This window comes from Microvirga vignae (assembly GCF_001017175.1).
GTDB classification, from domain to species: domain Bacteria; phylum Pseudomonadota; class Alphaproteobacteria; order Rhizobiales; family Beijerinckiaceae; genus Microvirga; species Microvirga vignae.
The window spans coordinates 1-22629 of the sequence record NZ_LCYG01000003.1 but is presented as its reverse complement, the minus strand read 5'-3'; the positions used below and the strand labels follow the sequence as shown (position 1 = coordinate 22629).

The 22629-nt window shown below is 61.7% G+C and carries 18 protein-coding genes and 2 pseudogenes; 8 read left to right on the top strand and 12 right to left on the bottom strand.

From position 1 onward, the window contains the following. Positions 1–456 precede the first annotated feature (456 nt). Entirely contained in the window at positions 457–1644 is a 1188-nt protein-coding gene (locus tag AA309_RS00435; protein ID WP_047187012.1) for a multidrug effflux MFS transporter, read from the top strand. Here AA309_RS00435 and AA309_RS00430 read toward each other — a convergent pair. Beyond that, positions 1635–2531, bottom strand: a complete 897-nt coding sequence (locus tag AA309_RS00430) for a LysR family transcriptional regulator (RefSeq protein WP_047187011.1) — start codon at positions 2529–2531, stop codon at positions 1635–1637. The genes AA309_RS00435 and AA309_RS00430 overlap by 10 nt on opposite strands. 145 nt (positions 2532–2676) lie before the next feature. Between AA309_RS00430 and AA309_RS00425 the strand changes: the two genes are divergently transcribed. Genes AA309_RS00425 through AA309_RS00415 form a run of 3 tightly spaced genes read left to right on the top strand, consistent with a single transcriptional unit; the run spans position 2677 to position 5893 of the window. After that, the gene (locus AA309_RS00425) at positions 2677–3876 is read left to right on the top strand and encodes an acyl-CoA dehydrogenase (protein WP_200901912.1); all 1200 of its coding nucleotides are present in this window, start codon (positions 2677–2679) and stop codon (positions 3874–3876) included. A 32-nt stretch (positions 3877–3908) separates the two neighbouring features. Beyond that, positions 3909–4715 (top strand): 4-hydroxy-tetrahydrodipicolinate reductase, encoded by an 807-nt coding sequence (dapB, locus tag AA309_RS00420; RefSeq protein WP_047187009.1) that lies wholly within the window; start codon positions 3909–3911, stop codon positions 4713–4715. 5 nt (positions 4716–4720) lie between these two features. Further along, positions 4721–5893 (top strand): CaiB/BaiF CoA transferase family protein, encoded by a 1173-nt coding sequence (locus AA309_RS00415; protein ID WP_047187077.1) that lies wholly within the window; start codon positions 4721–4723, stop codon positions 5891–5893. 11 nt (positions 5894–5904) lie between these two features. Here AA309_RS00415 and AA309_RS00410 read toward each other — a convergent pair whose 3' ends face one another. Continuing rightward, positions 5905–6474 (bottom strand): TetR/AcrR family transcriptional regulator, encoded by a 570-nt coding sequence (locus AA309_RS00410; protein WP_047187008.1) that lies wholly within the window; start codon positions 6472–6474, stop codon positions 5905–5907. Between the two features lie 143 nt (positions 6475–6617). Between AA309_RS00410 and AA309_RS00405 the strand changes: the two genes are divergently transcribed. Both AA309_RS00405 and AA309_RS00400 read left to right on the top strand, forming a co-directional pair. Beyond that, positions 6618–7751, top strand: coding sequence for an efflux RND transporter periplasmic adaptor subunit (locus tag AA309_RS00405; protein ID WP_047187007.1), 1134 nt, complete (start codon positions 6618–6620; stop codon positions 7749–7751). A gap of 11 nt (positions 7752–7762) precedes the next feature. After that, positions 7763–10846 (top strand): efflux RND transporter permease subunit, encoded by a 3084-nt coding sequence (locus tag AA309_RS00400; protein WP_047187006.1) that lies wholly within the window; start codon positions 7763–7765, stop codon positions 10844–10846. Positions 10847–11105: 259 nt separating this feature from the next. Here AA309_RS00400 and AA309_RS00395 read toward each other — a convergent pair whose 3' ends face one another. The 8 genes and pseudogenes from AA309_RS00395 to AA309_RS37530 form a co-directional block, all read right to left on the bottom strand. Continuing rightward, the gene (locus AA309_RS00395; protein ID WP_047187005.1) at positions 11106–11558 is read right to left on the bottom strand and encodes a Fur family transcriptional regulator; all 453 of its coding nucleotides are present in this window, start codon (positions 11556–11558) and stop codon (positions 11106–11108) included. Between the two features lie 200 nt (positions 11559–11758). Continuing rightward, positions 11759–12166: a Fur family transcriptional regulator gene (locus tag AA309_RS00390; RefSeq protein WP_047187004.1), complete on the bottom strand. Its 408-nt coding sequence runs from the start codon at positions 12164–12166 to the stop codon at positions 11759–11761. 165 nt (positions 12167–12331) lie between these two features. Continuing rightward, positions 12332–13507 (bottom strand): Gfo/Idh/MocA family protein, encoded by a 1176-nt coding sequence (locus AA309_RS00385; protein WP_047187003.1) that lies wholly within the window; start codon positions 13505–13507, stop codon positions 12332–12334. 13 nt (positions 13508–13520) lie between these two features. Then, on the bottom strand, positions 13521–14579 hold the full coding sequence (locus AA309_RS00380) for a sugar phosphate isomerase/epimerase family protein (RefSeq protein ID WP_047187002.1): 1059 nt from the start codon (positions 14577–14579) through the stop codon (positions 13521–13523). A gap of 127 nt (positions 14580–14706) precedes the next feature. Continuing rightward, positions 14707–15657: a substrate-binding domain-containing protein gene (locus AA309_RS00375; RefSeq protein WP_047187001.1), complete on the bottom strand. Its 951-nt coding sequence runs from the start codon at positions 15655–15657 to the stop codon at positions 14707–14709. Between the two features lie 67 nt (positions 15658–15724). Further along, positions 15725–16723 carry an ABC transporter permease gene (locus tag AA309_RS00370; protein WP_047187000.1) on the bottom strand — a complete coding sequence of 333 codons (999 nt, stop codon included), beginning with the start codon at positions 16721–16723 and terminating at the stop codon, positions 15725–15727. After that, positions 16720–17421, bottom strand: a pseudogene (locus AA309_RS37535) (ATP-binding cassette domain-containing protein); the annotation flags it as partial. The gene AA309_RS00370 and the pseudogene AA309_RS37535, both read right to left, overlap by 4 nt. A 324-nt stretch (positions 17422–17745) precedes the next feature. Continuing rightward, a pseudogene (locus AA309_RS37530) lies at positions 17746–18171 on the bottom strand (ATP-binding cassette domain-containing protein); the annotation flags it as partial. A 331-nt stretch (positions 18172–18502) separates the two neighbouring features. Between AA309_RS37530 and AA309_RS00360 the strand changes: the two are divergent. Then, positions 18503–19621, top strand: a complete 1119-nt coding sequence (locus AA309_RS00360) for a LacI family DNA-binding transcriptional regulator (protein WP_052954409.1) — start codon at positions 18503–18505, stop codon at positions 19619–19621. On the opposite strand, the gene AA309_RS00355 is transcribed toward AA309_RS00360, so the two are convergent. Beyond that, positions 19561–19941 (bottom strand): hypothetical protein, encoded by a 381-nt coding sequence (locus tag AA309_RS00355; protein ID WP_047186998.1) that lies wholly within the window; start codon positions 19939–19941, stop codon positions 19561–19563. The genes AA309_RS00360 and AA309_RS00355 overlap by 61 nt on opposite strands. Positions 19942–20295: 354 nt before the next feature. On the opposite strand from AA309_RS00355, the gene AA309_RS00350 reads away from it, so the two are divergent. Beyond that, complete coding sequence (locus AA309_RS00350) at positions 20296–20709, top strand: VOC family protein (protein ID WP_047187075.1); 414 nt, start codon at positions 20296–20298, stop codon at positions 20707–20709. 23 nt (positions 20710–20732) lie between these two features. On the opposite strand, the gene AA309_RS00345 is transcribed toward AA309_RS00350, so the two are convergent. Next, positions 20733–22364, bottom strand: a complete 1632-nt coding sequence (locus AA309_RS00345; RefSeq protein WP_047186997.1) for an alpha-D-glucose phosphate-specific phosphoglucomutase — start codon at positions 22362–22364, stop codon at positions 20733–20735. Between the last annotated feature and the right edge of the window lie 265 nt (positions 22365–22629).

Sequence of the window (22629 nt, the reverse complement as noted above, 5' to 3'; positions counted from 1 at the left end):
TGTCTTTTGCTAGCGCATCGTGCGGAAAAGTGGACCCGGTTTTTCGCTAGCGCGGCCCTTCGCGTCGCAACCAACGATGCGCACCTCTACAGACTGAGCATCGGATCGATCCCAACAGTGCAAGTCCACTTTTGGGTTCGATGCTCGAACGGCCGGCCTGGCCGCCGGGATGGGCTTGCGCATCCGGTGAATCTTTAACCAGACATGGCCAAACATAGCTAACGAAGGGTAAGTAATCGTCCAATTGGTGGAACATTGTCCCACGAAACTTGGATGGGCCCGCTTGACGGGTGGCGCCTGGGACATAAAAGCAAGATCGTGTCCTTCGCCGCGTGGCCTTCGACCATCGACCCGGGCACGCCCTCGAGACGTTGTTTGCCCGAGTTGATGCCCTTTTTGCCGGGCCGTTTTCTCAATCCAGCTTCCCGTAAGCTTTAGGCCACGAAAGCCTTTGCCATGCGATCCGCCTTTCTGCGCAATGCGCTCGTCCTCGGAATGCTGTCCGCTATCGGACCCTTCGCCATCGACATGTATCTGCCTGCCTTCCCGGCCATTGCCCGCGAGCTTCAAGTCGATGTCAGCGCCGTGCAGATGAGCCTGATGAGCTTCTTCCTGGCGGTCGCCGTCTGCCAGCTGGCCTATGGGCCGCTCTCCGACCGTTTCGGCCGCAAGCCGCCCCTCTATGCGGGCTTGGGGCTCTTCGTCCTCGGCAGCATCGGCTGCAGCTTCGCGCCGAACGTCGAAATGCTCATCGCCTTTCGCTTCCTGCAGGGCGTCGGCTCCTGCGCCGCCATGGTGATTCCACGGGCGATCATTCGCGACTTGCATACCGGTCACGAAGCCGCTCGCCTGATGGCGACCACGATGCTGGTTTTCAGCGTATCGCCGATCCTCGCTCCGCTCGCCGGCAGCACGCTGACGGCGTTCTACAGCTGGCGCTACATCTTCTGGGCCATCGCGGCGATCGGTCTGGCCGGCATGGCCGTGCTCTTTTTTCTGCTGCCGGAGACGCGACCCGAGAGTGCAGGGCAACGAGGCATCGGCCAAGCGTTCTCCACTTACAAGACTCTTTTGAAAGACCGCCGCTTCCTAGGCATCGCTTTCACAGGCGGCTTCAGCCAGGCGAGCTTCTTTGCGTATCTTGCCGGCTCGTCCGTGATTTTCATTGAGCATTACGGTCTTTCGCCTTCGCACTACAGCATGATCTTTGCCTCGAACGCGATCGCCTTCATCGGCAGCGCGCAGTTCAACAGCATTCTCATGCGCCGGTTCGGTGCCGAGCGTTTGGTGCGCACGGCCATTTCCGGCTTCGTCGCTCTGGTGAGCCTGCTGTTCATTCTGACACTGGCCGGCATCGACAATGCCTATGTCCTCTGGGGCCTTTTGTTCCTTTCCTTCGGCTGCCTCGGCTATGTCATCCCCTCGACAGCGGTTCTGGCTTTGGAAGAGCATGGACCGATTGCCGGAACCGCATCGGCGCTCATGGGCACGCTGCAGCTCAGCACGGGTGCGGTGATGATTGCGCTCACGAGCGCGCTCTACAACGGAACGTCGCTGTCCATGGCGGGGGCCATCGTGTTCTGTGGCTGGGCCGCCTTTATCTTAAGCATGCGCACCTTGAAGCCGAAGCGCGCCTATCCCTGATGACTTTCTTCAAGAATCCAATCGCGGAAGGAACGCACCAGAGGCGCTTCCGCCTTGTGTTCGGGATAGACGAGATAATAGGCGCCGACGCTCAGGATGCTTTGAGGGAAAAGAACCTCGAGGCGCCCTGAGGCAAGCTCGTCTGCAATCAGGAAGTTCGGAATGAGCCCGACGCCGAGTCCTGCGGCCGCGGCTTGCGCTACCATGGCGAATTGCTCGAACCGCGGACCACGGATCGAATTGCCCGCTTCCACGGTCACGCTCGCAAACCACTCGGCCCAGGCGGTCGGCCGGGTGCTCTGCTGCAACAGCGTCGCGCGGGCGAGATCCTGAGGAGACCGAATCTTCTCGTGCTCCCGATAGGCCGGGCTGCAGACGGGCACGGCCTCCTCCCGTCGAAGCAACTCGCAGATCGCGCCAGGCCAATGCGGCTCGCCGAAGTGGATGGCGGCATCGAAAGGCTCGGTGGCGAAATCGAAGGGCACGAGGCGTACGCCGAAATTCACCGTCGCGTCCGGGTGAAGGCTAAGAAAATGCGGAATGCGCGGAATGAGCCAGCGGGTGCCGAAGGTCGGAAGCGTCGCGAGGTTCAGAACACCCTTTGTGCCTGAGAGCGCAATGGCCTGATGGGTGGCGTCCGAGAGTTCAGTCAGCGTGCCGCGTACCTGGGAGGCATAAAGACGTCCCACATCGGTCAGCACCACCCGCTGACGGGAGCGGCTGAAGAGGGAAACGCCGAGCGAATCCTCCAGCTGCTGGATCTGCCGGGAGACGGCGCTTTGGGTCAGGTTCAGCTCTTCGGCGGCGCGCGAGACGCTGCCATGCCGGGCCGTGGCCTCGAAGGCGAGAAGATTGCCGATATTGGGCAGGAAGCCGCGACGGAGCACTAGTTCATTCCAATTCCGAATAACCTGCTGCGAAGATGTCGCTTTACATCGGGCCTGTCCAGCGCGATTTTCCGGCAAAATTCAAGAGGTTTACCCGGCGCTCCGGAACAGCCTTCCGCGTCGGCTCACAAGAGGAATGCTCATCATGGCAGGTGCACATCAGGAAATCGCAAAGCTCAAGTGGGAAGACCCGTTGCTCCTCGATGAGCTGCTCACCGACGACGAGCGCATGATCCGTGACACGGCGCGCGCCTATGCCCAGGGAAAGCTCCTGCCGCGCGTGATCGAGGCCTACCGGGAAGAGCGTACGGATCGCGAGATCTTTAACGAGATGGGCGAACTCGGCCTTTTGGGTGTGACCCTCCCTGAGGAATACGGCTGCGCCGGCGCGTCTTATGTCGCCTACGGTCTCGTCGCCCGTGAGGTGGAGCGCGTCGATTCCGGCTACCGCTCGATGATGAGCGTGCAGTCCTCCCTCGTGATGTACCCGATCTATGCCTATGGCTCCGAGGAGCAGCGCCGGAAGTACCTGCCCAAGCTCGCCTCGGGCGAGTTCGTGGGCTGCTTCGGCCTCACCGAGCCGGATGCGGGTTCCGATCCTGGCGGCATGAAGACTCGCGCCGAGAAGATCGACGGCGGTTATCGCCTGAAGGGTTCGAAGATGTGGATCTCGAACTCCCCGATCGCGGACGTGTTCGTGGTGTGGGCAAAGTCGCAAGCCCACGACAACGAGATCCGTGGCTTCGTGCTGGAGAAGGGCATGAAGGGCCTCTCTGCGCCAAAGATCGGCGGTAAGCTCAGCTTGCGCGCCTCCATCACGGGCGAGATCGTCATGGACGGCGTCGAGGTGGGCGAGGATGCGCTGCTGCCGAACGTGTCGGGCCTGAAGGGGCCGTTCGGCTGCCTCAATCGCGCACGCTACGGCATCTCCTGGGGCGCGATGGGTGCGGCGGAAGATTGCTGGCACCGCGCCCGCCAGTACACGCTCGACCGCAAGCAGTTCAACAAGCCGCTCGCAGCGACCCAGCTCGTGCAGAAGAAGCTTGCCGACATGATGACCGAGATCACCCTCGGCCTTCACGCCTCGCTGCGCGTCGGCCGTCTGTTCGACGAGGGCCGCATGGCTCCCGAGATGATCTCGCTCGTGAAGCGCAACAATTGCGGCAAGGCGCTCGATATCGCGCGTATGGCCCGCGACATGCACGGCGGCAACGGCATCCAGGAAGAATACCATGTGATGCGTCACGCGCAGAACCTGGAGACCGTAAACACCTATGAAGGCACGCATGACGTGCACGCTCTCATCCTGGGCCGCGCGCAGACGGGTCTGCAGGCGTTCTTCTAAGAGCAGGCATTCTTCTCAGAAAGGAAAGGGCGATGCCTCTTCGGGTCACCCTGGCAGGATCGACGGGCTGGGTCGGCAAGGCACTGGTGGCTGCGATTGCGGCCTCGGACGATCTGGAGCTCGCAGGCGCGGTCAGCCGCAGCGCTGCGGGCCAAGACGCCGGCGAAGCTGCCGGTCTTCCCCGCCTTGGCGTTGCGATCAGCGCAACGCTCGAAGAGGCCTTGAAAGCGCCGTCCGACGTGGTGATCGACTACACCAAGCCCGGCGCCGTGAAGGCGCACGCTTTGACGGCGCTGGCGCAGGGCCATCATGTGGTGATCGGCACGTCGGGTCTCTCCGCAGAAGATTATGCGGAGATCGATGGGCATGCGCTCAAGGCCGGGCGGGGCGTTCTTGCGGCCGGCAACTTCTCCATCACCGCGACGTTGCTGCGCCGCTTTGCTCTCGAAGCTGCGCGCTACGTGCCCGATATGGAGGTCATCGACTACGCTTCGGCGAAGAAGCCCGATACGCCTTCGGGCACGGCGCGCGAGTTGGCGGAACTCTTGAGCGAAGTGCGCCAGTCTGCGACCTCAAAGCCGGTGAACGAACTCACCGGTGTGCGCGAAACGCGTGGTGGTGCTCTCGGCGCAAGGGAGCCGGTGCAGGTTCATTCGCTGCGCATGCCTTCCTTCGTGCTTTCATGCGAGGCCGTGTTCGGTGCCGACAATGAGCGGCTCGTGATCCGTCACGATGCAGGCTCATCGGCTGCGCCTTACGTTGCCGGTACGCTTCTGGCGGCCCGCCGCGTCTCGTCTTTCGTTGGATTGAAGCGCGGCCTCGATGCCGTGATGGATTGATTTTCATGAAACCGCTTGCAGGTCTCAAAGTCCTCGAACTCGCCCGCATTCTCGCTGGTCCCTGGGTGGGACAGCTCCTCGCCGACCTCGGCGCAGATGTGGTGAAGGTGGAGCGGCCGGGTGCGGGCGATGACACGCGCGGCTGGGGCCCCCCCTTTGTCGAGGCGGCCGATGGCGGCGATCTGTCGGCAGCGTATTTCCATTCCTGCAATCGCGGCAAGCGTTCGATCGCTGTCGACTTCGAAAGTGCCGAGGGACAGGCGCTGGTACGCAAGCTCGCGGCTCATGCGGATGTCGTGATCGAGAACTTCAAGGTTGGCGGGCTAAAGAAGTACGGTCTCGATTACGAGAGTCTGAAAGCCGTCAATCCACGCCTCGTCTATTGCTCGATCACGGGCTTCGGACAGAACGGGCCTTATGCGTCGCGTGCGGGCTACGACTTCATGATCCAGGGCTTGGGGGGCATCATGGATCTTACCGGCGATCCTCAAGGAGAGCCGCAGAAGATCGGCGTCGCTTACGTCGATATCTTCACCGGCGTCTATTCGGTGGTCGGCATTCTCGCGGCCCTTCGCCGTCGCGATCAGACGGGGGAGTGTGCGCATCTCGACATGGCGTTGCTCGACGTGCAGACGAGCGTGCTCGCCAATCAGGCGATGAACTATCTCGCCTCCGGCAAGTCTCCCCGGCGCATGGGCAATGCGCATCCCAACATCGTGCCTTATCAGGTGTTCCCGGTGGCTGATGGTCACGTGATCGTGGCCGTGGGCAACGATGGTCAGTTTTCCCGCTTCGTGGCCGTTCTCGGGAACCCCGAGCTCGCGCAGGACGAGCGCTTCTCCACGAATGCGGGCCGCGTGCGGCATCGCGCCGAACTCGTGCCGCTCCTCACCGAGCTTACGCTTAAATCAACGCGCGAGGCTTTGCTGTCTGCCCTCGAAAAGCAGGGCGTGCCGGCTGGTCCGATCAACACGGTTGCGGATGTGTTCGCTGATCCTCAGGTGGTCGCGCGCGGCATGAAGATCGATCTGCCTTCACCCGTTGCGAAAGGCGGCGCGATTCCGTCCGTGCGTTCGCCCATCGTCATGAACGGAGAGCCGATGGCGGCCGCGCGTCCCTCGCCGCGTCTCGGCGAGCATACGGATGAAGTGCTGAACGATCCATCCTGGATGGCTTAAAGCTTAAGGGCCTATTTCGCGATGCCCTTCGTGAGCAGGCGATTGATCGCCTGCACGATCCGCTCGCGGTCCTGATCCGAGAAGGGGCTGAGATTGTGCATCTCGAGATTGCTCAGTCCCTCCACTGCCAGCCAACCCAGAAGCGCGGCATCCAGATCATCGGAATTCGCCTTCACCTGTTCCAATGTTGCAGAAATAACTCCACGGACAGGATCGAGCAGGCGCGGGTTTTCCGCTGAGGCTACCATGAGCCCTGTGGCGACCTCCTGCATCTTGCCGCCGCAGCACATATTGAGAAGAGTGGTTGCGACAAGACGCGCTTCCAGGTTAGGGCCGGGCGCCATCTGAGCGCGCAGGCTTTCCTTGGCATCCGATACTTGGTCGATCATGCGCTGGATCATGGCCTGCAGCAGCGCATCCTTGCTGGGGAAATTATAGAGAAGCCCGCCCTTGCTGAGCCCGGCCCGCTCGGCCACGGCATCGAGGGTCAGGCGACCGGCGCCGATCTCGGCAACAAGTTCCGCGGCCGCGTCGAGAATCTTCTCGCGGGAACTCTTGCGGCCTCGGACATTTCCCAACATTGGCAACTCTTGCAACTAAACCGTCCAGTCGGTATATAAATGATGCCACGGCATTCGCGTCAATAGTAAGTTGCGCTAATGCCGCACCTTCATCTTACAAGTCTGTAGCCCGCCTTGCGGGTCCTAACTCTCGGAAAAAGCCCATGAAACGGCGCATCGTAGTCAGTCTCGTCTTCCTTTTCGCGATCTTGCTCTGTGCCGGGCTGATCGGGTTCAACATCTTCCGGGACAAGATGATCACTCAGTTCTTTGCCAACATGAAGCCCCCGGCGCAAACGGTATCGGCTGCCAAGGTGGAGGCTAGGAGCTGGACGCCGAGCATTGCTGCTATCGGCACCGCCAAGGCGGCGAACGGCGTCGAGCTTGCCTTCGAGACGGCTGGCATCGTCAAGGAAATCAAGTTCAAGGCCAACCAGAACGTCCGCGAGGGCGATGTTCTCGTCCAACTCGACGATACCGTCGAGCGCGCGGACATTCAGGACGTTCAGGCGGCTGTGAAGACGGCCGAGAGCGCCTTCGAACGCGCCAAGACGCTGTCGTCGCGCGGCTTCGGCACCGAAGCCAATTTCGATCAGGCGAGCGCCGTGCTTGCTGCGGCGCGTTCGCGCCTTGCGCGCTTGGAAGCCACCCTTGAGCAGAAGGCCCTGAAGGCGCCCTTCTCGGGTGTGATCGGCATTCCGCGGGTCGATGTCGGACAATATCTCCAACCTGGATCGGTGATTGCAAGCTTCCAGGATCTCGATTCCATGAAGGTCGACTTCACGGTTCCTGAACAGCTGGCGGACGACGTCAAGCTCGGCCAGGACGTGCGAGTGGGCGTGAGCGAGGCAGATCTTCCCTACAAGGGGCGCGTGACAGGTAAGGATCCGCGCGTCGATCCGAAGACGCGCCTCGTCTCAGTGCAGGCTCTCATCGAGGACAACAAGAACAGGGCCATCCTGCCGGGGCAGTTCCTCCACGTCGAAGTGATCCTGCCGGAGCAGCCCAACGTCATTACGGTGCCACAGACGGCGGTTATCACCAGCCTCTACGGCGACTACGTCTACACGATCGAGCAGGAAGAACGGGCCGGCAACCAGGTTCAGGTGGTCAAACAGGTTTTCGTGAAAACCGGCCGCCGCCGCGGGGGCACGCTCGAGATCCTCTCCGGCATCACGCCCGGTCAGCAGGTCGTGGCTTCGGGGCAGAACAAGCTGCAGGCCGGCTCGACGGTGAAGATCGACAACACCATTGACGTGACGAAGCTCGACGCGACCAAGCTCGCAAACGGGCAATAGGCAAAAACGCCATGAGTTTCACAGAACTTTTCATACGCCGCCCCGTTTTGTCGATGGTGGTGAGCCTCCTGATCCTGTTGCTCGGTGCGCAGGGTCTGATGAGCCTTCAGGTGCGTCAGTATCCTGAGGTCGAGGAAACCACGATCACGATCACCACGGCCTATACGGGCGCGAGCGCCGACCTGATCCAGGGTTTCATCAGCACGCCCATCGCCAAGTCGGTATCGAGCGCTGAAGGTGTCGATTACGTCACCACGCAGAGCCGCCTCGGCGTGAGCACGGTGTCCGTGCGCATGCGCCTGAACACGGACCCGAACGCGGCGCTCACCGAAGTCACCGCCAAGGTGCAGCAGGTGCGCGCGCAGCTTCCTTCCGAGGCTGAGGATCCGGTGATCGTGAAGGGCACAGGCCAGACCTTCGCCCTCATGTACATCACCTTCGCAAGCACGGAGATGAATCCCGAACAGGTGTCGGAATTCCTCACCCGCGTGGTGCAGCCGCGCTTTGCCACGCTCGAAGGCGTCGGCAACGCCGAAATCCTGGGCGGGCGCGACTTCGCCATGCGCGTCTGGATCGATCCCGTACGCCTCGCTGCACGCGGTGTGACCGCGGGCGACGTGGTGCAGGCCATCGGCGCCAACAACTTCCTCGCTGCACCCGGCAAGACCCAGAACGAATACGTGGCCTATTCGCTGCAGATGCAGACCACGTTGCAGACGCCCGAGACTTTCGGCGCGCTGCCGATCCGCTCGAATGGCGATCAGGTCGTGCGTCTGCGCGACGTGGCCGATGTGGAGCTCGGTCCGGAAAGCACCGATGTGAAGGTGAGCTTCAACGGCAAGGAAGGCACCTTCATCGGCGTCACGCCGACACCGTCTGCCAACCCGCTTACGGTTGCCGATCAAGTGACCAAGGAGATCGAAAGCATCCGTCCGACCCTGCCCAAAGGCATGACGGTGCAGATCGTCTACGATGCGTCAGACTTCATCTCGGCCTCCATCGAAGAGGTGTTCAAGACCATCGGCGAAGCTGCGCTCATCGTCGTGATCGTGATTCTGCTGTTCTTAGGCTCCTTCCGATCGGTGCTGATCCCGATCGTCACGATCCCGCTCTCGCTCGTCGGCGTGTGCTTCTTCCTCTTTGCGCTGGGCTACTCGATCAACCTCTTGACCCTGCTGGCGATGGTGCTCGCCATCGGTCTCGTGGTCGACGACGCCATCGTGGTGCTGGAGAACATCCACCGTCACATCGAGGAAGGACTCAAACCCGTCGATGCGGCCATCGTAGGCATGAAGGAAATCTTCCTTCCCATCGTGTCCATGACGATCACGCTGGCGGCGGTGTATGCGCCCATCGGCTTCACGCAAGGCCTGACGGGTTCGCTCTTCCGCGAGTTCGCCTTCACGCTGGCCGGCTCGGTGATCATCTCGGGCATCATCGCGGTGACGCTCTCGCCCATGATGTCCTCGAAGCTCCTGAAGCCTCACGCGGCACAGAGCCGGTTCGCGAGCTTCGTCGACCGTACGTTCACGCGACTCGAGAACTGGTATGGGCGTCGCCTGAAGGGCTCGCTGGATTATCGCTGGGTCACGCTTATCATCGTGCTGGTGCTGCTTGCGACGACAGGCTTCCTGTTCTCGAAGACCCCCTCGGAACTCGCGCCGGAAGAGGATCAGGGCGCCTATCTCGGTCTCGTCAACGCGCCGAAATACGCGACCGCGGATTACACGCAGGAATTTTCGAAGCAGTTCACGGGGGCTGCCGAGAAGATTCCTGAGATCGACGCGAGCTTCCTCATCGTCGGCATCGATGGCGGCGGCGGCGGCTTCGTGGGCTTCAAGCTGAAGCCGTGGGACGAGCGCGCGAAGAAGGGAGCGCAGACCAAGCAGGAGATCCAGAATCTTCTGGATCAGAACGGCGGTGTCCAGGCCTTCGTCTTCGCACCTCCGTCTCTCCCGGGCGCAGGCGGCGGCCTGCCGATCCAGTACGTGCTGCGCACCATCGGCGATCCGTCGCAGGCCTACGAGGTTGCCGAGCAGGTGCGTCAGCGCGCGCAGAAGTCCGGCAAGTTCATCGTCGTGCAGAACTCGATTTCTTACGAGACGCCTCGTGCGCGCATCACGGTCGATCGCGACCGCGCGGCGGCCCTTGGCGTGCCGGTGAGCGAGATCGGCACCACGCTCGGCGCGCTCGTCGGCGGCGCTCCGATCTCCAAGTTCGATCGAGACAATCGCAGCTACGACGTGGTGAGCCAGGTTCGTCAGTCTGATCGTCTGAACCCCGAATTGCTGGGCCAGTACTATGTGCGGGCGTCCGACGGCTCCATGGTGCCGCTCTCCGCTCTGGTAAGCATCACGACGGACGCCGCGCCGGCATCCATCGAGCAGTTCAATCAGCTCAATGCCGCGACCATCTCGGCGCTGCCTCTGCCCGGCGTGACCACATCCGAAGGTCTGGCCACCCTGCGCTCCATCGCGCAGGAGGTCATGCCTCAGGGCTTCTATGAGGATTATGCCGGCCAGTCCCGTCTCGAGGTGCAGGAAGGTAGCTCGATTCTGCTCGCCTTCGGTCTCGCCATCATCGTGATCTATCTGGTGCTGGCGGCGCAGTTCGAGAGCTTCCGTGATCCGTTCATCATCATGATGTCGGTTCCGCTCTCCGTATTCGGCGCCATGATCTTCCTGAATCTCGGTCTGGCGACGCTCAACATCTACACCCAGGTGGGCTTGATCACCCTGGTGGGCCTGATCACCAAGCACGGCATCCTGATGGTGGAATTCGCCAACGATCTGAAGGCGAAGCATGGCGTCAGCAAACGTGAGGCGATTCAGGAAGCCGCCCGCGTCCGTCTGCGCCCGATTCTCATGACCACGGCCGCCATGGTGCTTGGCGTCGCTCCGCTGCTTTATGCCAGCGGCGCGGGTGCGGCGGCCCGCTTCTCCATGGGTCTCGTGATTGCAGCCGGTATGTCCATCGGCACGATCTTCACACTTTTCGTGGTGCCGATGTTCTACACCTACATATCCAGGGAAACCGTGCGGAGCGGGAGGGCGAGCGAGACACGCGCTCACCATCAGGCTCTGGCAGCGGAGTAGAAAGAAAAGGTCGGGCAGCTTTGCCCCACCTTTTTCATGATGCCGCCCAAAGAGAAAAGGCGGAGGCGACCAGGGCCTTCGCCTTTCTCGTATTCAGTGAAACAGGCCTTGGCGCATCCTGCGGAACCGAAGGTTCGCGCCAGTGACCCGAAGGGCCACGTCAGCGAAAAGTTGAACCCGGTTTTCCGCTTTCAACGATGCGCAGTTAAACAAGGGAGCATTGGACTCAAAAGTGCATTCCACTTTTGGGTCCGATGCTCTAGCGGGCCAGTTCGCCTTCAACTTCCATGAAGGGCGAGATCGACTTGAAGCCGGCCTGCTCGGCCGCCTTGCGAACGGCTTCGGCCACTTCCGTGGAGTGGACCTCGATGGTCTCGCCCGTCTTGGAATCCACGAACATGATCTTCATGGCGTTCACTTCAGGCTGACCATGGGAGACCACGTAGGAGTTCTGCGTGGCGAGGCGGTGAACGAGGCCCGCATCGCGCAAGAAGTCGAGAGCACGGTAGATCGTGACCGGAGCCAGGCGCTTCTTGTCGCTGCTGAGACGGTCTACGAGATCGTAGGCTCCCACGGGGCCGCCGCTCTGAACCAGCTCGCGGTAAACCCGCTCACGGATCGGCGTCAGCCGAAGATTGTTCTGACGGCACAGATCGTCTGCACGGCGAAGGAGGTTTTCTTCTTCTTCTTTCCTGAGGGCACGGGTGCTCATGGGCGACGCTCCTGTTATTTCAAAACCTACATATTCATATAGGGCAAGCGTCTGGCGGACAATGTGCTATCGTTGCAATAACCTCTTGCAATTCTGCATATTCCTTTGCGGAAGCTGGCGATTTGGCAGACAAGTCGTTCAAAGAAGCATGTTACGATCTATAATAACATAGATCCGGTAGCAAGTTCCAACGAATAATGTTACTTTGAACAGGCTTCGCAGAGGCCGCGGATCTCTACGGTAACTTTCTTGGAACAGAACGAGTGATCCTCACTCCATTGCGAGAGGCGTTCATTGATGTTCGGATCGCTGAATTCCGTGACAAGGCCACAGCTCTCGCAGATGGCAAAGGCCGCCATCTCGTGGTGATGGGGGTGCTTGCAGGCCACATAGGCATTGAGGCTCTCAAGCCGGTGGGCCAAGCCCTTCTCGATAAGCTTGTCGAGGGAGCGATAGACCGTCGGCGGCGTGACCGCACCCTTGGCGCGCATCTTGTCCAGCACCTCATAGGCCGAAAGGGGATTCTGAGCAGCGGTCAGGATCCGGTGAACGCGCTTTTGCGTGTCGTTCAGCTCCTCAAGGGCATGGTGGTGATGGTTCGCGGCCATGACGGGATCGGTTTTCCAAAGAAGGTTTGGTCGATCCTATACGTCATGATTACGGGACTGATTTCAAGGCAGGAGACAACAACCCGCCCTTACGAGGGTCCATCTTCCTGCCGGGCACACCCGCAGTCCCGCCGGCTGCGGCGGGATTGCGGGCATGGGTAAGGCTTAAATATCCACCCAGGCCGCCCTTTCCTGCGACGATCGGACCGCCGCCTCGATGAAGCGCACGCCGCGCACGCCGTGCTCGACGGTCGGTACCTGCAGCGAGAAGGGATTGGGCTCACGGCCCTCGATCCGCGCGCCGATCTGCTCCGCCACATCCGTATAAAGCTGCGCGAAACCCTCCAGATATCCTTCGGGATGTCCGCCCGGAATGCGCGAGGCGGCTCGCGACACCTCGCTGGCGCCATAGCCGTTGCGACGGATGATGCGGGGTGGCTCACCGAGAGGCGAGAAGAGCAGCACGTTCGGATTTTCCTGGTGCCACTCGAGACCCGCCTCCGCGCCATAGACGCGAATGCGAAGGCCGTTCTCCAGGCCCGCCGCCACCTGACTGCACCAGAGCATGCCTTTCGCACCTGAAGCAAAGCGCAGCATCATATGGGCGTTGTCGTCGAGCCTCCTTCCTTCCACGAAGGTGTGCAGTTCGGCAGAGAGCGAAGCGACCTCATCGCCGACAATGAACTCGGCGAGATTGAACGCATGCGTGCCGATATCACCCACCGCTCCCGCAGGGCCTGAGCGGGAGGGATCGGTGCGCCACTCGGCCTGCTTGCTGCCGGTCTCTTCAAGCCGCGTCGCAAGCCAGTCCTGCGCATATTCCACCTGCACGACGCGGATGGCGCCGAGCGCTCCTTCCGCCACCATGGCACGGGCCTGCCGCACCAGCGGGTAGCCCGTATAGTTGTGGGTGACGGCAAAGATCAGGCCCGACTCTTTCGCGAGTTCCGCAAGCCGTTCAGCCTCCTCACGCGTCGTGGTGAGAGGCTTGTCGCAGATCACGTGGATACCGGCTTTCAGAAAAGCTTCGGCTGCGGAAGCATGCGCATGGTTCGGCGTGACGATGGCAACCGCATCGATCCCGTCCTCCCGCGCCGCCTCCCGCTGCGCCATTTCCTCGAAACTGCCATAGATGCGATCGGATGGCAGAAGCAGATCCTCGCCCGAAAGGCGCGCCCGCTCTGGATCCGAGGAGAGCGCACCGGCCGACAACTCCCATCGGTCGTCGAGACGGGCGGCGATGCGGTGCACCGCGCCGATGAAGGCGCCACGTCCGCCGCCGACCATGCCGAGGCGAAGGCGGCGGTTGAGCTTTTGATCGCGCGATCCTGCAATGGTCATGGCGTCACCTCCCTCAAGCGCTGATGCCAAGCAGACGGCGATTGGCCGCTTCGTCCGTTCCGCCAGCCGCGAAATCGTCGAAGGCTTTCTCCGTCACGCGGATAATGTGGGCCTTGATGAATTCCGCACCTTCCCGCGCACCGTCCTCCGGATGCTTCAAAGCGCATTCCCACTCCAGCACGGCCCAGGACTCGTAATCGTACTGCGCGAGCTTGGAGAAGATGGCATTGAAATCCACCTGTCCATCCCCCAGCGAACGGAAGCGGCCCGCGCGGTTGATCCAGCTTTCATACCCGCCATAGACGCCGACGCGTCCGGAAGGGTTGAACTCGGCGTCTTTCGCGTGAAACGCCTTGATGCGCTCATGATAGAGATCGATGAACGAGATATAGTCGAGCTGCTGCAGCAGAAAATGGCTCGGGTCGTAGTTGATGCAGGCGCGCTTGTGCCCGCCCACAGCATCGACGAAGCGTTCGAAGGTTGCGCCGTCGTGGATGTCCTCGCCGGGATGAATTTCGTAAGCCACGTCGCAATCCGCATCTTCATAGGCGTCGAGAATGGGCTTCCAGCGGCGGCCAAGCTCTTCGAATGCCGTCTCGATGAGACCGGCCGGACGCTGCGGCCAAGGGTACATGAAGGGCCAGGCGAGCGCTCCGGGGAAGGTGACGCTCGCTTTGAGGCCCAGGCGCTTCGAGGCTTTTGCTGCCATCAGCATCTGCTCGACCGCCCAGGCCTGCCGCACCTTCGGGTTGCCGCGAACCTCCGGTGCCGCAAAGCCGTCGAAGGCTTCGTCATAGGCCGGATGCACGGCAACGAGCTGGCCTTGCAGATGTGTGGAGAGTTCCGTGATCTCCAAGCCGTGAGAGCGGACGACGCCCTGGATTTCGTCGCAATAGGCTTCCGACTCGGCAGCCTTCTTCAGGTCGAAAAGGCGCGCATCCCAGGTGGGGATCTGAACGCCTTTGTAGCCGAGGGAGGCGGCCCAGCGGCAGATGGAATCGAGCGAGTTGAACGGCGCTTCATCACCTGCGAACTGGGCGAGGAAGAGGCCCGGGCCCTTCATGGTCTTCATGGGTGAACTCCCAAGGTGGCGGCTGTGACAATCGAAACAGGCAAGGGAAAGCTGCAGACGCGTGCGTGGGCGTGCAGCTTGCCGTTGCCTCGCCCCCCGATGCAGAGGGGCGAGGGCGTTGAGCCGCTTAGAACGGCGAGTCGGGGAAGTAGTGCTCCTTGGCATTGTCCTTCGTGATCAGCTGAGCGTTGAGCACGTAGGTGCCGCGCATGGGCGCGTTGGTGTAGAAATGCGCAGCCGTGACACCCATGGCGGTGGAGATCATCGACGGCGGATAGGACACGTCGGCCGGAATCATCTTGTCGCCGTCCATCACCTTCTTGATCATGTCCTTCATGCCGGCGCCGCCGAGAACGAACTTGATGTCCTCGCGCTTAGCCTGACGGATCGCTTCCATGACGCCGAGCGCCATGTCGTCGTCGGAGGCCCACACGGCGTCGATCTTCGGATGCTTGGAGAGGAAGTCCTGCATCACCTTGAAGGCGTCGTCGCGGTTCCAGTTGGCGTATTGCTTGTCGATCACCTTCACGCCCGAGCCTTCGAGGGCCTTCTCGAAGTTGGACACGCGCTCCTCGTCGATCACGGTGGGAATGCCGCGGAATACGACGACGTTGCCCTGCTTCAGGTTGTCGACGAAATACTTGCCCGCCACGCGGCCGAATTCAGGGTTGTTGCCGGCGACATAGATGTCCTGGATCGATGCGTCCTTCAGGCCACGGTCGACAACCGTCACAAGCGTGCCGCGCTTCTTCACTTCGCGGACCGGATTCGTCAGTTCGTCCGAGTTGAAGGGCAGGACGACGAGAGCGTCGACTTTCTGAGCCATCAGATCGTCAAGGGCGTTCGCCTGGGCTGCGCCATCGGGCGACGTCTTCACGATCACTTTGAGACCTGGATAGCCCTTCTCGAGCTGCTTGGCGGTTTCCTGCGCGTGATAGACCACGCCGCCGGTCCAGCCATGGGTGGCGGCCGGAATCGAGACGGCGATCGTCACGTTCTTCTGCTGTGCCATCGCTCCTGTCGCGACCCCGGTCATGAGACCGGCTGCGACTGCGATTTTCAGAAGCGTTGTTTTCATCTGTTCCTCCCTGAGGGGTTTGGTTTCAAGCCCTTCGTCCTTTTTGTCCGGTGGACTTCACCCCGGTTCATCGCCCGCGGTGGACTGACCGCTGTACGAGCATGGCGATAATGATGATGGCACCTTGAACCGCACCCACGAGGAACTCGGAGACGAAGTTCGACAGCACCATGATGTTGGCGACGAGTTCGAGGATCACCGCACCGACGACGGTGCCCCAGACGCGGCCGACGCCGCCTTTGAGTGCCGTGCCGCCGATGACGACGGCGGTGATCGCCTGCAATTCCCACAGCAGGCCGGTTGTCGGCGTGGCGGAGCCGAGGCGCGGCACATAGACCAGCACGGCGATGCCGACGCAGATGCCCTGAATGATGTAGGCGAGGGTGCGCACGCGCCAGATCGGCACGCCGGAATAGCGCGCCACATCCTCATTGGAGCCCAGCGCCACCACATGCCGCCCGAAGGAGGTGCGGTAGAGGATCAAGGCGCCGATGGCGGCGACGACCAGGAAGGCGATGATCGGCACGGGGATGCCGAAGATGCTGCCGAAATAGACCGGGCGATAGAGCTCGCGCAGCTCGAAATTGCGCATCGTGATGGTGCCGCCCGCAGCCAGCCACACCACGAGCGAGCGGAAGATGCCCATGGTGCCGAGCGTGACGATGAAGGGCTCGATGCGTCCAAACGTGACGATGAGTCCGTTGGCGAGGCCGCACGCAGCGCTCAAGCCAATGGCCGCCAGCATGCCGATGGCAAGCGTGCCGACATCGGCGCCGCCAAGCGAGTTCAGGGTCAGGATCATGACGCCCGCCGTGAGGGCCGCCATGGAGCCGACCGAGAGATCGAGGCCGCCGGCGGCAATCACGAAGGTGGCGCCGACTGCAATGATGGCGATGAAGGCCGAGCGCGTGACGACGTTGAGAATATTCGATGCGGTCAGGAAGTCGGGATTGATGAGCGCCCCCGCAATCGCCAGCACGACAAGGGCAATGAAGGGCGAAAGCGCCCGCATGTCGATCTTGAGTCTGCGCTTCTCGGCGCCGGTGCGAAGCACGGTTTCGGTCATGCGTGGCCTGCGGCGATTTCCGCCGCCCTTTCTTCATGAACGCCAGTGGCGAGATAAACGATGGAATCCTCGGAGAGATCGGCTTGCGCGACCTCGCCCGCGACGCGCCCGTTGCGCATCACGATCACACGGTGGCAGAGGCCGATGAGTTCCTGCATCTCCGATGAAATGACGATGACGGAAAGGCCGTTCTCGGCGAGCCCCGCGATGAAACGGTAGATCTGTTCCTTGGTGCCGATATCGACGCCTCGTGTGGGTTCGTCGATGATGATGATGCGCGGCTGAAGCAGCATCATCTTGGCGAGCAGGAGCTTCTGCTGGTTGCCGCCGGAGAGCTGGCCCGCCAGGAGGTCCCGGCTTCTGGTGCGAATGTCGAAATCCTTGATCGCGCCGTCGAGCGCCTTCTCTTCTGCACCGACATCGATGAGCGAGCCGCGGGTGAACTTGTCGAGGGCCGCGAGGGACAGGTTGATTCTCAAGTTCTGCTGCAGCAGCAGGCCTTTGCCTTTGCGATCCTCGGAGAGATAGACGATCCCCGCCGCCATGGCCTCGCGCGCATCGCGGAAATGCACGGTCTCGCCACGGAGAGTGATCTGACCCAGGCTCGGACGCAGACCGACGAGGCCTTCAAAAAGCTCCGTACGGCCGGCGCCGATCAGCCCGCCGAAGCCGAGGATCTCACCGTGCTTCAAGGTGAAGGAGGCGTTTTCCACATAGCCGGGCACGGCCATGTCCCGGACCGACAGAATGACCTGATCGGACGCGGTGGCCGGCTTGTCGGGATAGAGCTTGGACATGTCGCGCCCGACCATGAGGCGAGCCATACCGAGGGGTTCGAGACCTTCGATGTCGCGCGTTGCGATATGGCGCCCATCGCGCAAAACCGTCACCCGGTCGGCGATGGCCTTTACCTCGTTGAGGCGATGGGAGATATAGAGTACCGCCACGCCGTGCTCGCGCAGCCTGCGGATGATGGCGAAGAGGCTTTCGGCTTCGATCGGCGTGAGAACGGCGGTCGGCTCGTCGAAGGCCACGACCTTGTGCGGCACTAGAAGAGCACGCGCGATCTGCACCAGCTGACGGTCGGCAATCGAGAGGCGGCGCACCTCGTGATCCGGATCGATCCTCGTGCCGAGTTCCGCCAGGATGCCGCGCGTGCGCTCACGCATCGTCCTGTCGTCCACGAAGCCGAAGCGCTTGATCTCACGGCCGAGAAATAGGTTCTGCGCAACCGTCAGATCCTCGGCGAGCAGGATCTCCTGGTGCACCAGAACGATGCCATGGCTTTCCGCATCCGTCGGTCCAGCGAAGGTGATCGGTTGTTCGTTGAGATAGAGATTGCCCTTCGTGGGGGCGAGATGCCCGGAGAGAATGCGCATGAGGGTCGACTTGCCCGCGCCGTTCTCGCCGATGACTGCATGAATTTCGCCAGGCCGCAGATCGAGCGAAATGCCGCTCAGGACCTCGATCGGTCCGAAGGATTTCGAGATGTTCTCTGCGCGAAGAACGGAATCCATGCGCGGCTCCGGGTAAGCGACACCGTTCGCTGACGCGGTCGCGACAGCGGTGGTTCAGGCAATTCTTAAGGAGTGGCGATCAGCCGAATAAGGTGCGTGCTGGCATTCGTTTCCTCCGATTTCTCGCGTGGTCCTCTGGCGGGACTTGTCTTATCGAACTAGGAGCATGCCATTCTTTGGCAATGCCACCATGTAAACGATTACATCAGAACTTTACCGAAACGGAAGGTTCTGTCAAACAGAACCAAGGTAGGGGAGTCTCATGGACGAGAGCGGGGTCTCAGACAGACAGGAAGAGGACGGCGCTGCAAGCCACCGCGCGGTGCGCATCCAGGATGTGGCCAAGCTCGCCGATGTCTCGACGGCCACGGTGAGCCGGGCGCTGGCCACGCCGGAGCGGGTATCGCCGGAGGCGCGCGCCCGCGTGCTGGAGGCTATCGCCAAGACCGGCTACGTGCCCAATCCCGCCGCACGGTCGCTCCGCTCCCAAAAGACCTACATGGTGCTCGTCGTCCTGCCGGACCTGTCGAACACGTTCTTCTCCAAGATCCTGCGCGGCATCGAGGAGAGGCTGTTCGAGGCGGGCTACGGCATGATCATCAGCGATCTCGACGGCTCGCCCGAGAAGGAAGCGCATTTCGCAGCCTTCACCGCCGCGGGGCGTGTCGATGGCGCGATTCTCCTCAACGGTCATCTCTTCGGGCAGACCCGGGAGGGAGAGGGAATGCCCGCCAAGATCGGCATTCCGCTCGTGGCACTCTGCGAAGCTATTCCCTCAGCCGACATTCCCCAGATCGAGATCGACAACCGCGCCGCGGCAAACCGCATGACCCAGCATCTCGCATCGTCGGGCCACCGGAGGATCGCCTATCTCAGCGGCCCCGCCGGCAATGTCCTCGAGAAAGAGCGCTTCCTTGGATACAGGGATGGCTTGAAGGCAGCGGGCCTTCCTTTCGATCCCGCGCTCGTTCTTCCAGGCGATTACACCATCGAATCCGGTGTGAAGGCTGGTCAGGATCTTGTGGCGCGTTCGACGCGCCCGACAGCCGTTTTCTGCACCAGCGACGAGATGGCGATCGGTTTGATGCGCACGCTGCTGTCCGCAGGGCTGAAGGTTCCGGAAGATATATCCGTGGCTGGTTTTGACGACATCGAGTTCGCGGCCGTGGCTGAACCTGCATTGACCACGATCCATCAGCCGCGGCGGGAGTTGGGGCAGATGGCGGCCGCGGTCCTCATCGATCTCCTGCAGGGCCGTCCGTCGCCCAAGCGCATTCGCCTGGAAACCGAACTGATCATCCGCGACAGTGTCGCGTCGCCTCAGAACATCGAGAAGGCGCCGGCAAAGAGCACGAGAACGAGGGCGATAAAGCCGACATAGGCATAAAGTGCCTTGCGCGAGTGCTGGTGGGCGTAGCTGTCCCTATCATTGCCATTTTGCCAGCGGGCCACGCTTTCCTGATGGCGCGCGAGATCGACCTGATCTGAGCTCGGTGAAACACCGGCGGCCTCGTCATCCGTGCCGAGAGGGGAAAGCGCTGGGTCGAACACCTCGTTCTTGTCACCCGTGCGCCCGCTGTCGATGTCGCCCTTCAGCTGCGCCGAGGTCGAGCCCGCATTCATGGGCGGCGCGTCCATCGGCTTGATGGTGTGCGTGCGCGGAATGTCTCTGTGATTTGGGTCGTCTGAACGGGTGGACATCGAAACTCTCCCGGACTCTCTTGATGGGAAACCACGGGGAGTGCGCGAGGTTCCTCGAGGTTCCTGAGGTGAGACCTCCGGCCTCAACCCGTTCTGAACCCAAGAAAAAAGGCCGCTGGTGACAGCGGCCCGAAGTTTAGGGAGGAAACGCCCAAGAAGGGCAGCAGCAGGGCAACGCCAATCGCCGTGCTGCACTGCAATAACTAGGAGCTGCTCATTAAGTTCGCAAGATTAAAAGGTCAGCAAAACTGCCCATTTTTTCGCCTATGAAAAAGCTGGCTCTGTAAGGGGAAGCCGGCGCGCCTTAAAATAGGGCTGATCAAAATTGATGCAACATTGCTTCGCGAGCTGCCGATGCCTCAGCTGAACTCCGTTCTCGAAACTGCCCTCTACGTGGACGACCTGACACGAGCGCGAGCTTTCTATGAGGGCGATCTCGGATTGCCGCTCCTGTTCGAGAACCAGCGCATGTGCGCCTTCGATGTCGGCGGGAGAAGCGTGCTGCTTCTTTTCCTGCGTGGAGCGTCAGCCCAGGACATGACGACACCCGGCGGGACTATTCCCGGTCATGACGGGCAGGGGCCGCTTCATATTGGCTTCGCCATCTCAGGTGAAGAACTTGTCGCCTGGGAGGAGAGACTGCGCGCACGCGACATTCCGATTGCCAGCAAGGTTACCTGGTCGCGCGGCGGCACGAGCGTCTATTTCCACGATCCGGACGGACACGTGCTGGAACTGGCAACGCCAGGGCTTTGGGCGACCTATTGATCGCCCAAAGCTCATGAGAAGTATCAGGTGATGACGCTCGGCTCGTCACGGCCGGTACGCGGCTCTATTTCCGCGATCGCGTTAGCGGCTTCAATCACGGGAGCGAGCACCTCGGCTGTCGGCAGATTGTGGCGCTCAGCGTTCGGCTCGAAGCGTTCGAGATAGACGCGCAACGTCGCGCCGGACGTGCCGGTGCCCGACAGCCGGAAGACGGCGCGCGCATCTTCCTTGAACAGGATGCGGATGCCCTGCTTCGGGGTCACGGAGCCGTCGACCGGATCAGTGTAGGCGAAGTCGTCGCATTCCTGCACCGTCAGCTCGCCGAAGCGCTGACCGGGAAGGGTCGCAAGCCTGGCGCGCAGATTGTCCATCAGCTCGTTCGCCGGTGCGGTCTCGAGCTCCTCGTAATCGTGGCGGGTGTAGTAGTCGCGGCCATACGTCGCCCAGTGCTCGCGCACGATCTGATCCGCCGGCTTCTTCGTCACGGCCAGGATGTTGAGCCACAGCAGCACGGCCCAGAGCCCATCCTTCTCGCGGATATGGTTGGATCCCGTGCCGGCGCTCTCCTCGCCGCAGATCGTAATCAGTCCTGCATCGAGGAGATTGGCGAAGAACTTCCAGCCGGTGGGCGTCTCGAAGAAGTTGATGCCGAGCTTTTTCGCCACGCGATCGGCGGCGCGGCTCGTCGGCATGGAGCGCGCGACGCCCGAAAGACCCTTCGCATAGCCCGGCGCGAGATGGGCGTGGCTCGTGAGGATCGCAAGGCTGTCGCTCGGCGTCACGAAGAGCCTGCGCGCCACGATCATGTTGCGGTCGCCGTCACCATCGGAGGCTGCGCCGAAATCGGGTGCGTCCCGGCCCATCATCAGCTCCATCAGGTCATGGGCATGGACAGGATTCGGATCAGGATGATGGCCGCCGAAATCGGGCTTCGGCTCGCCGTTGACCACTGTGCCGGCCGGCGCGCCGAGGCGGCTTTCCAGAATGGCTCTGGCATAGGGACCGGTGATGGCGTTCAATGCGTCGAAGCGCATGCGGAAGCCGGAGCGGAAGAGCTGCGATATGGCGTTGAAGTCGATGAGCTTCTCCATCAACTCCACGTAATCGGCCACCGGATCAATCACCTCGACGATGGTGTCGCCGATCTTCGTTCCACCGATGCGCGTGAGATCGACATCAGGATTCTCGACGATCTTGTACTCGGTCATCGCGCTGGCGCGCTTGAACACCGCCTCGGTGAAGGATTCCGGTGCCGGTCCGCCATGGGACATGTTGAACTTGATGCCGAAGTCGCCGTCGGGCCCACCGGGGTTGTGGCTGGCCGAGAGCACGAGACCGCCGATGGCCTTGTGTTTGCGGATCACGCAGGAGACGGCTGGCGTGGACAACAAGCCTTTTTGTCCGACGAGGACGCGTCCGAAGCCGTTGGCCGTCGCCATCTTGAGCGCGGTCTGAACCACCTCCTCGTTGAAGAAGCGTCCGTCGCCGCCGATCACCAGGGTCGAACCCTTCGCGCCTTCCACGTTGTCGAAGATCGCCTGGATGAAATTCTCCACATAACGAGGCTGCTGGAAAATCTTCACCTTCTTGCGCAGGCCCGACGTGCCGGGGCGCTGATCGGAAAACGGGGTGGTCGGAACGCGGGTGATCGCCATCGGTGCTTGCCACTTCCTTGTATCGGCTCTGGCCGGCCTGTCCTTGAAGTCTCGGTGCGACCCTGAAATCGGATCAGAAACCCAATTTAGGGCCGCGGCCTTCAGATGCCACTGCCGAGATGAAGGTAAGATGAAGATCCTATGGCGACCGGTGGGTAGGGCATTTCTTCACGCATGGTTAATAAAAGAAAAGGCCCGGGGTGGTGTCCCGGGCCTGTCTCGGCTGCTGTCTCGGCTACTGCTCTCGGCTGCGGGGGTCAGTGGC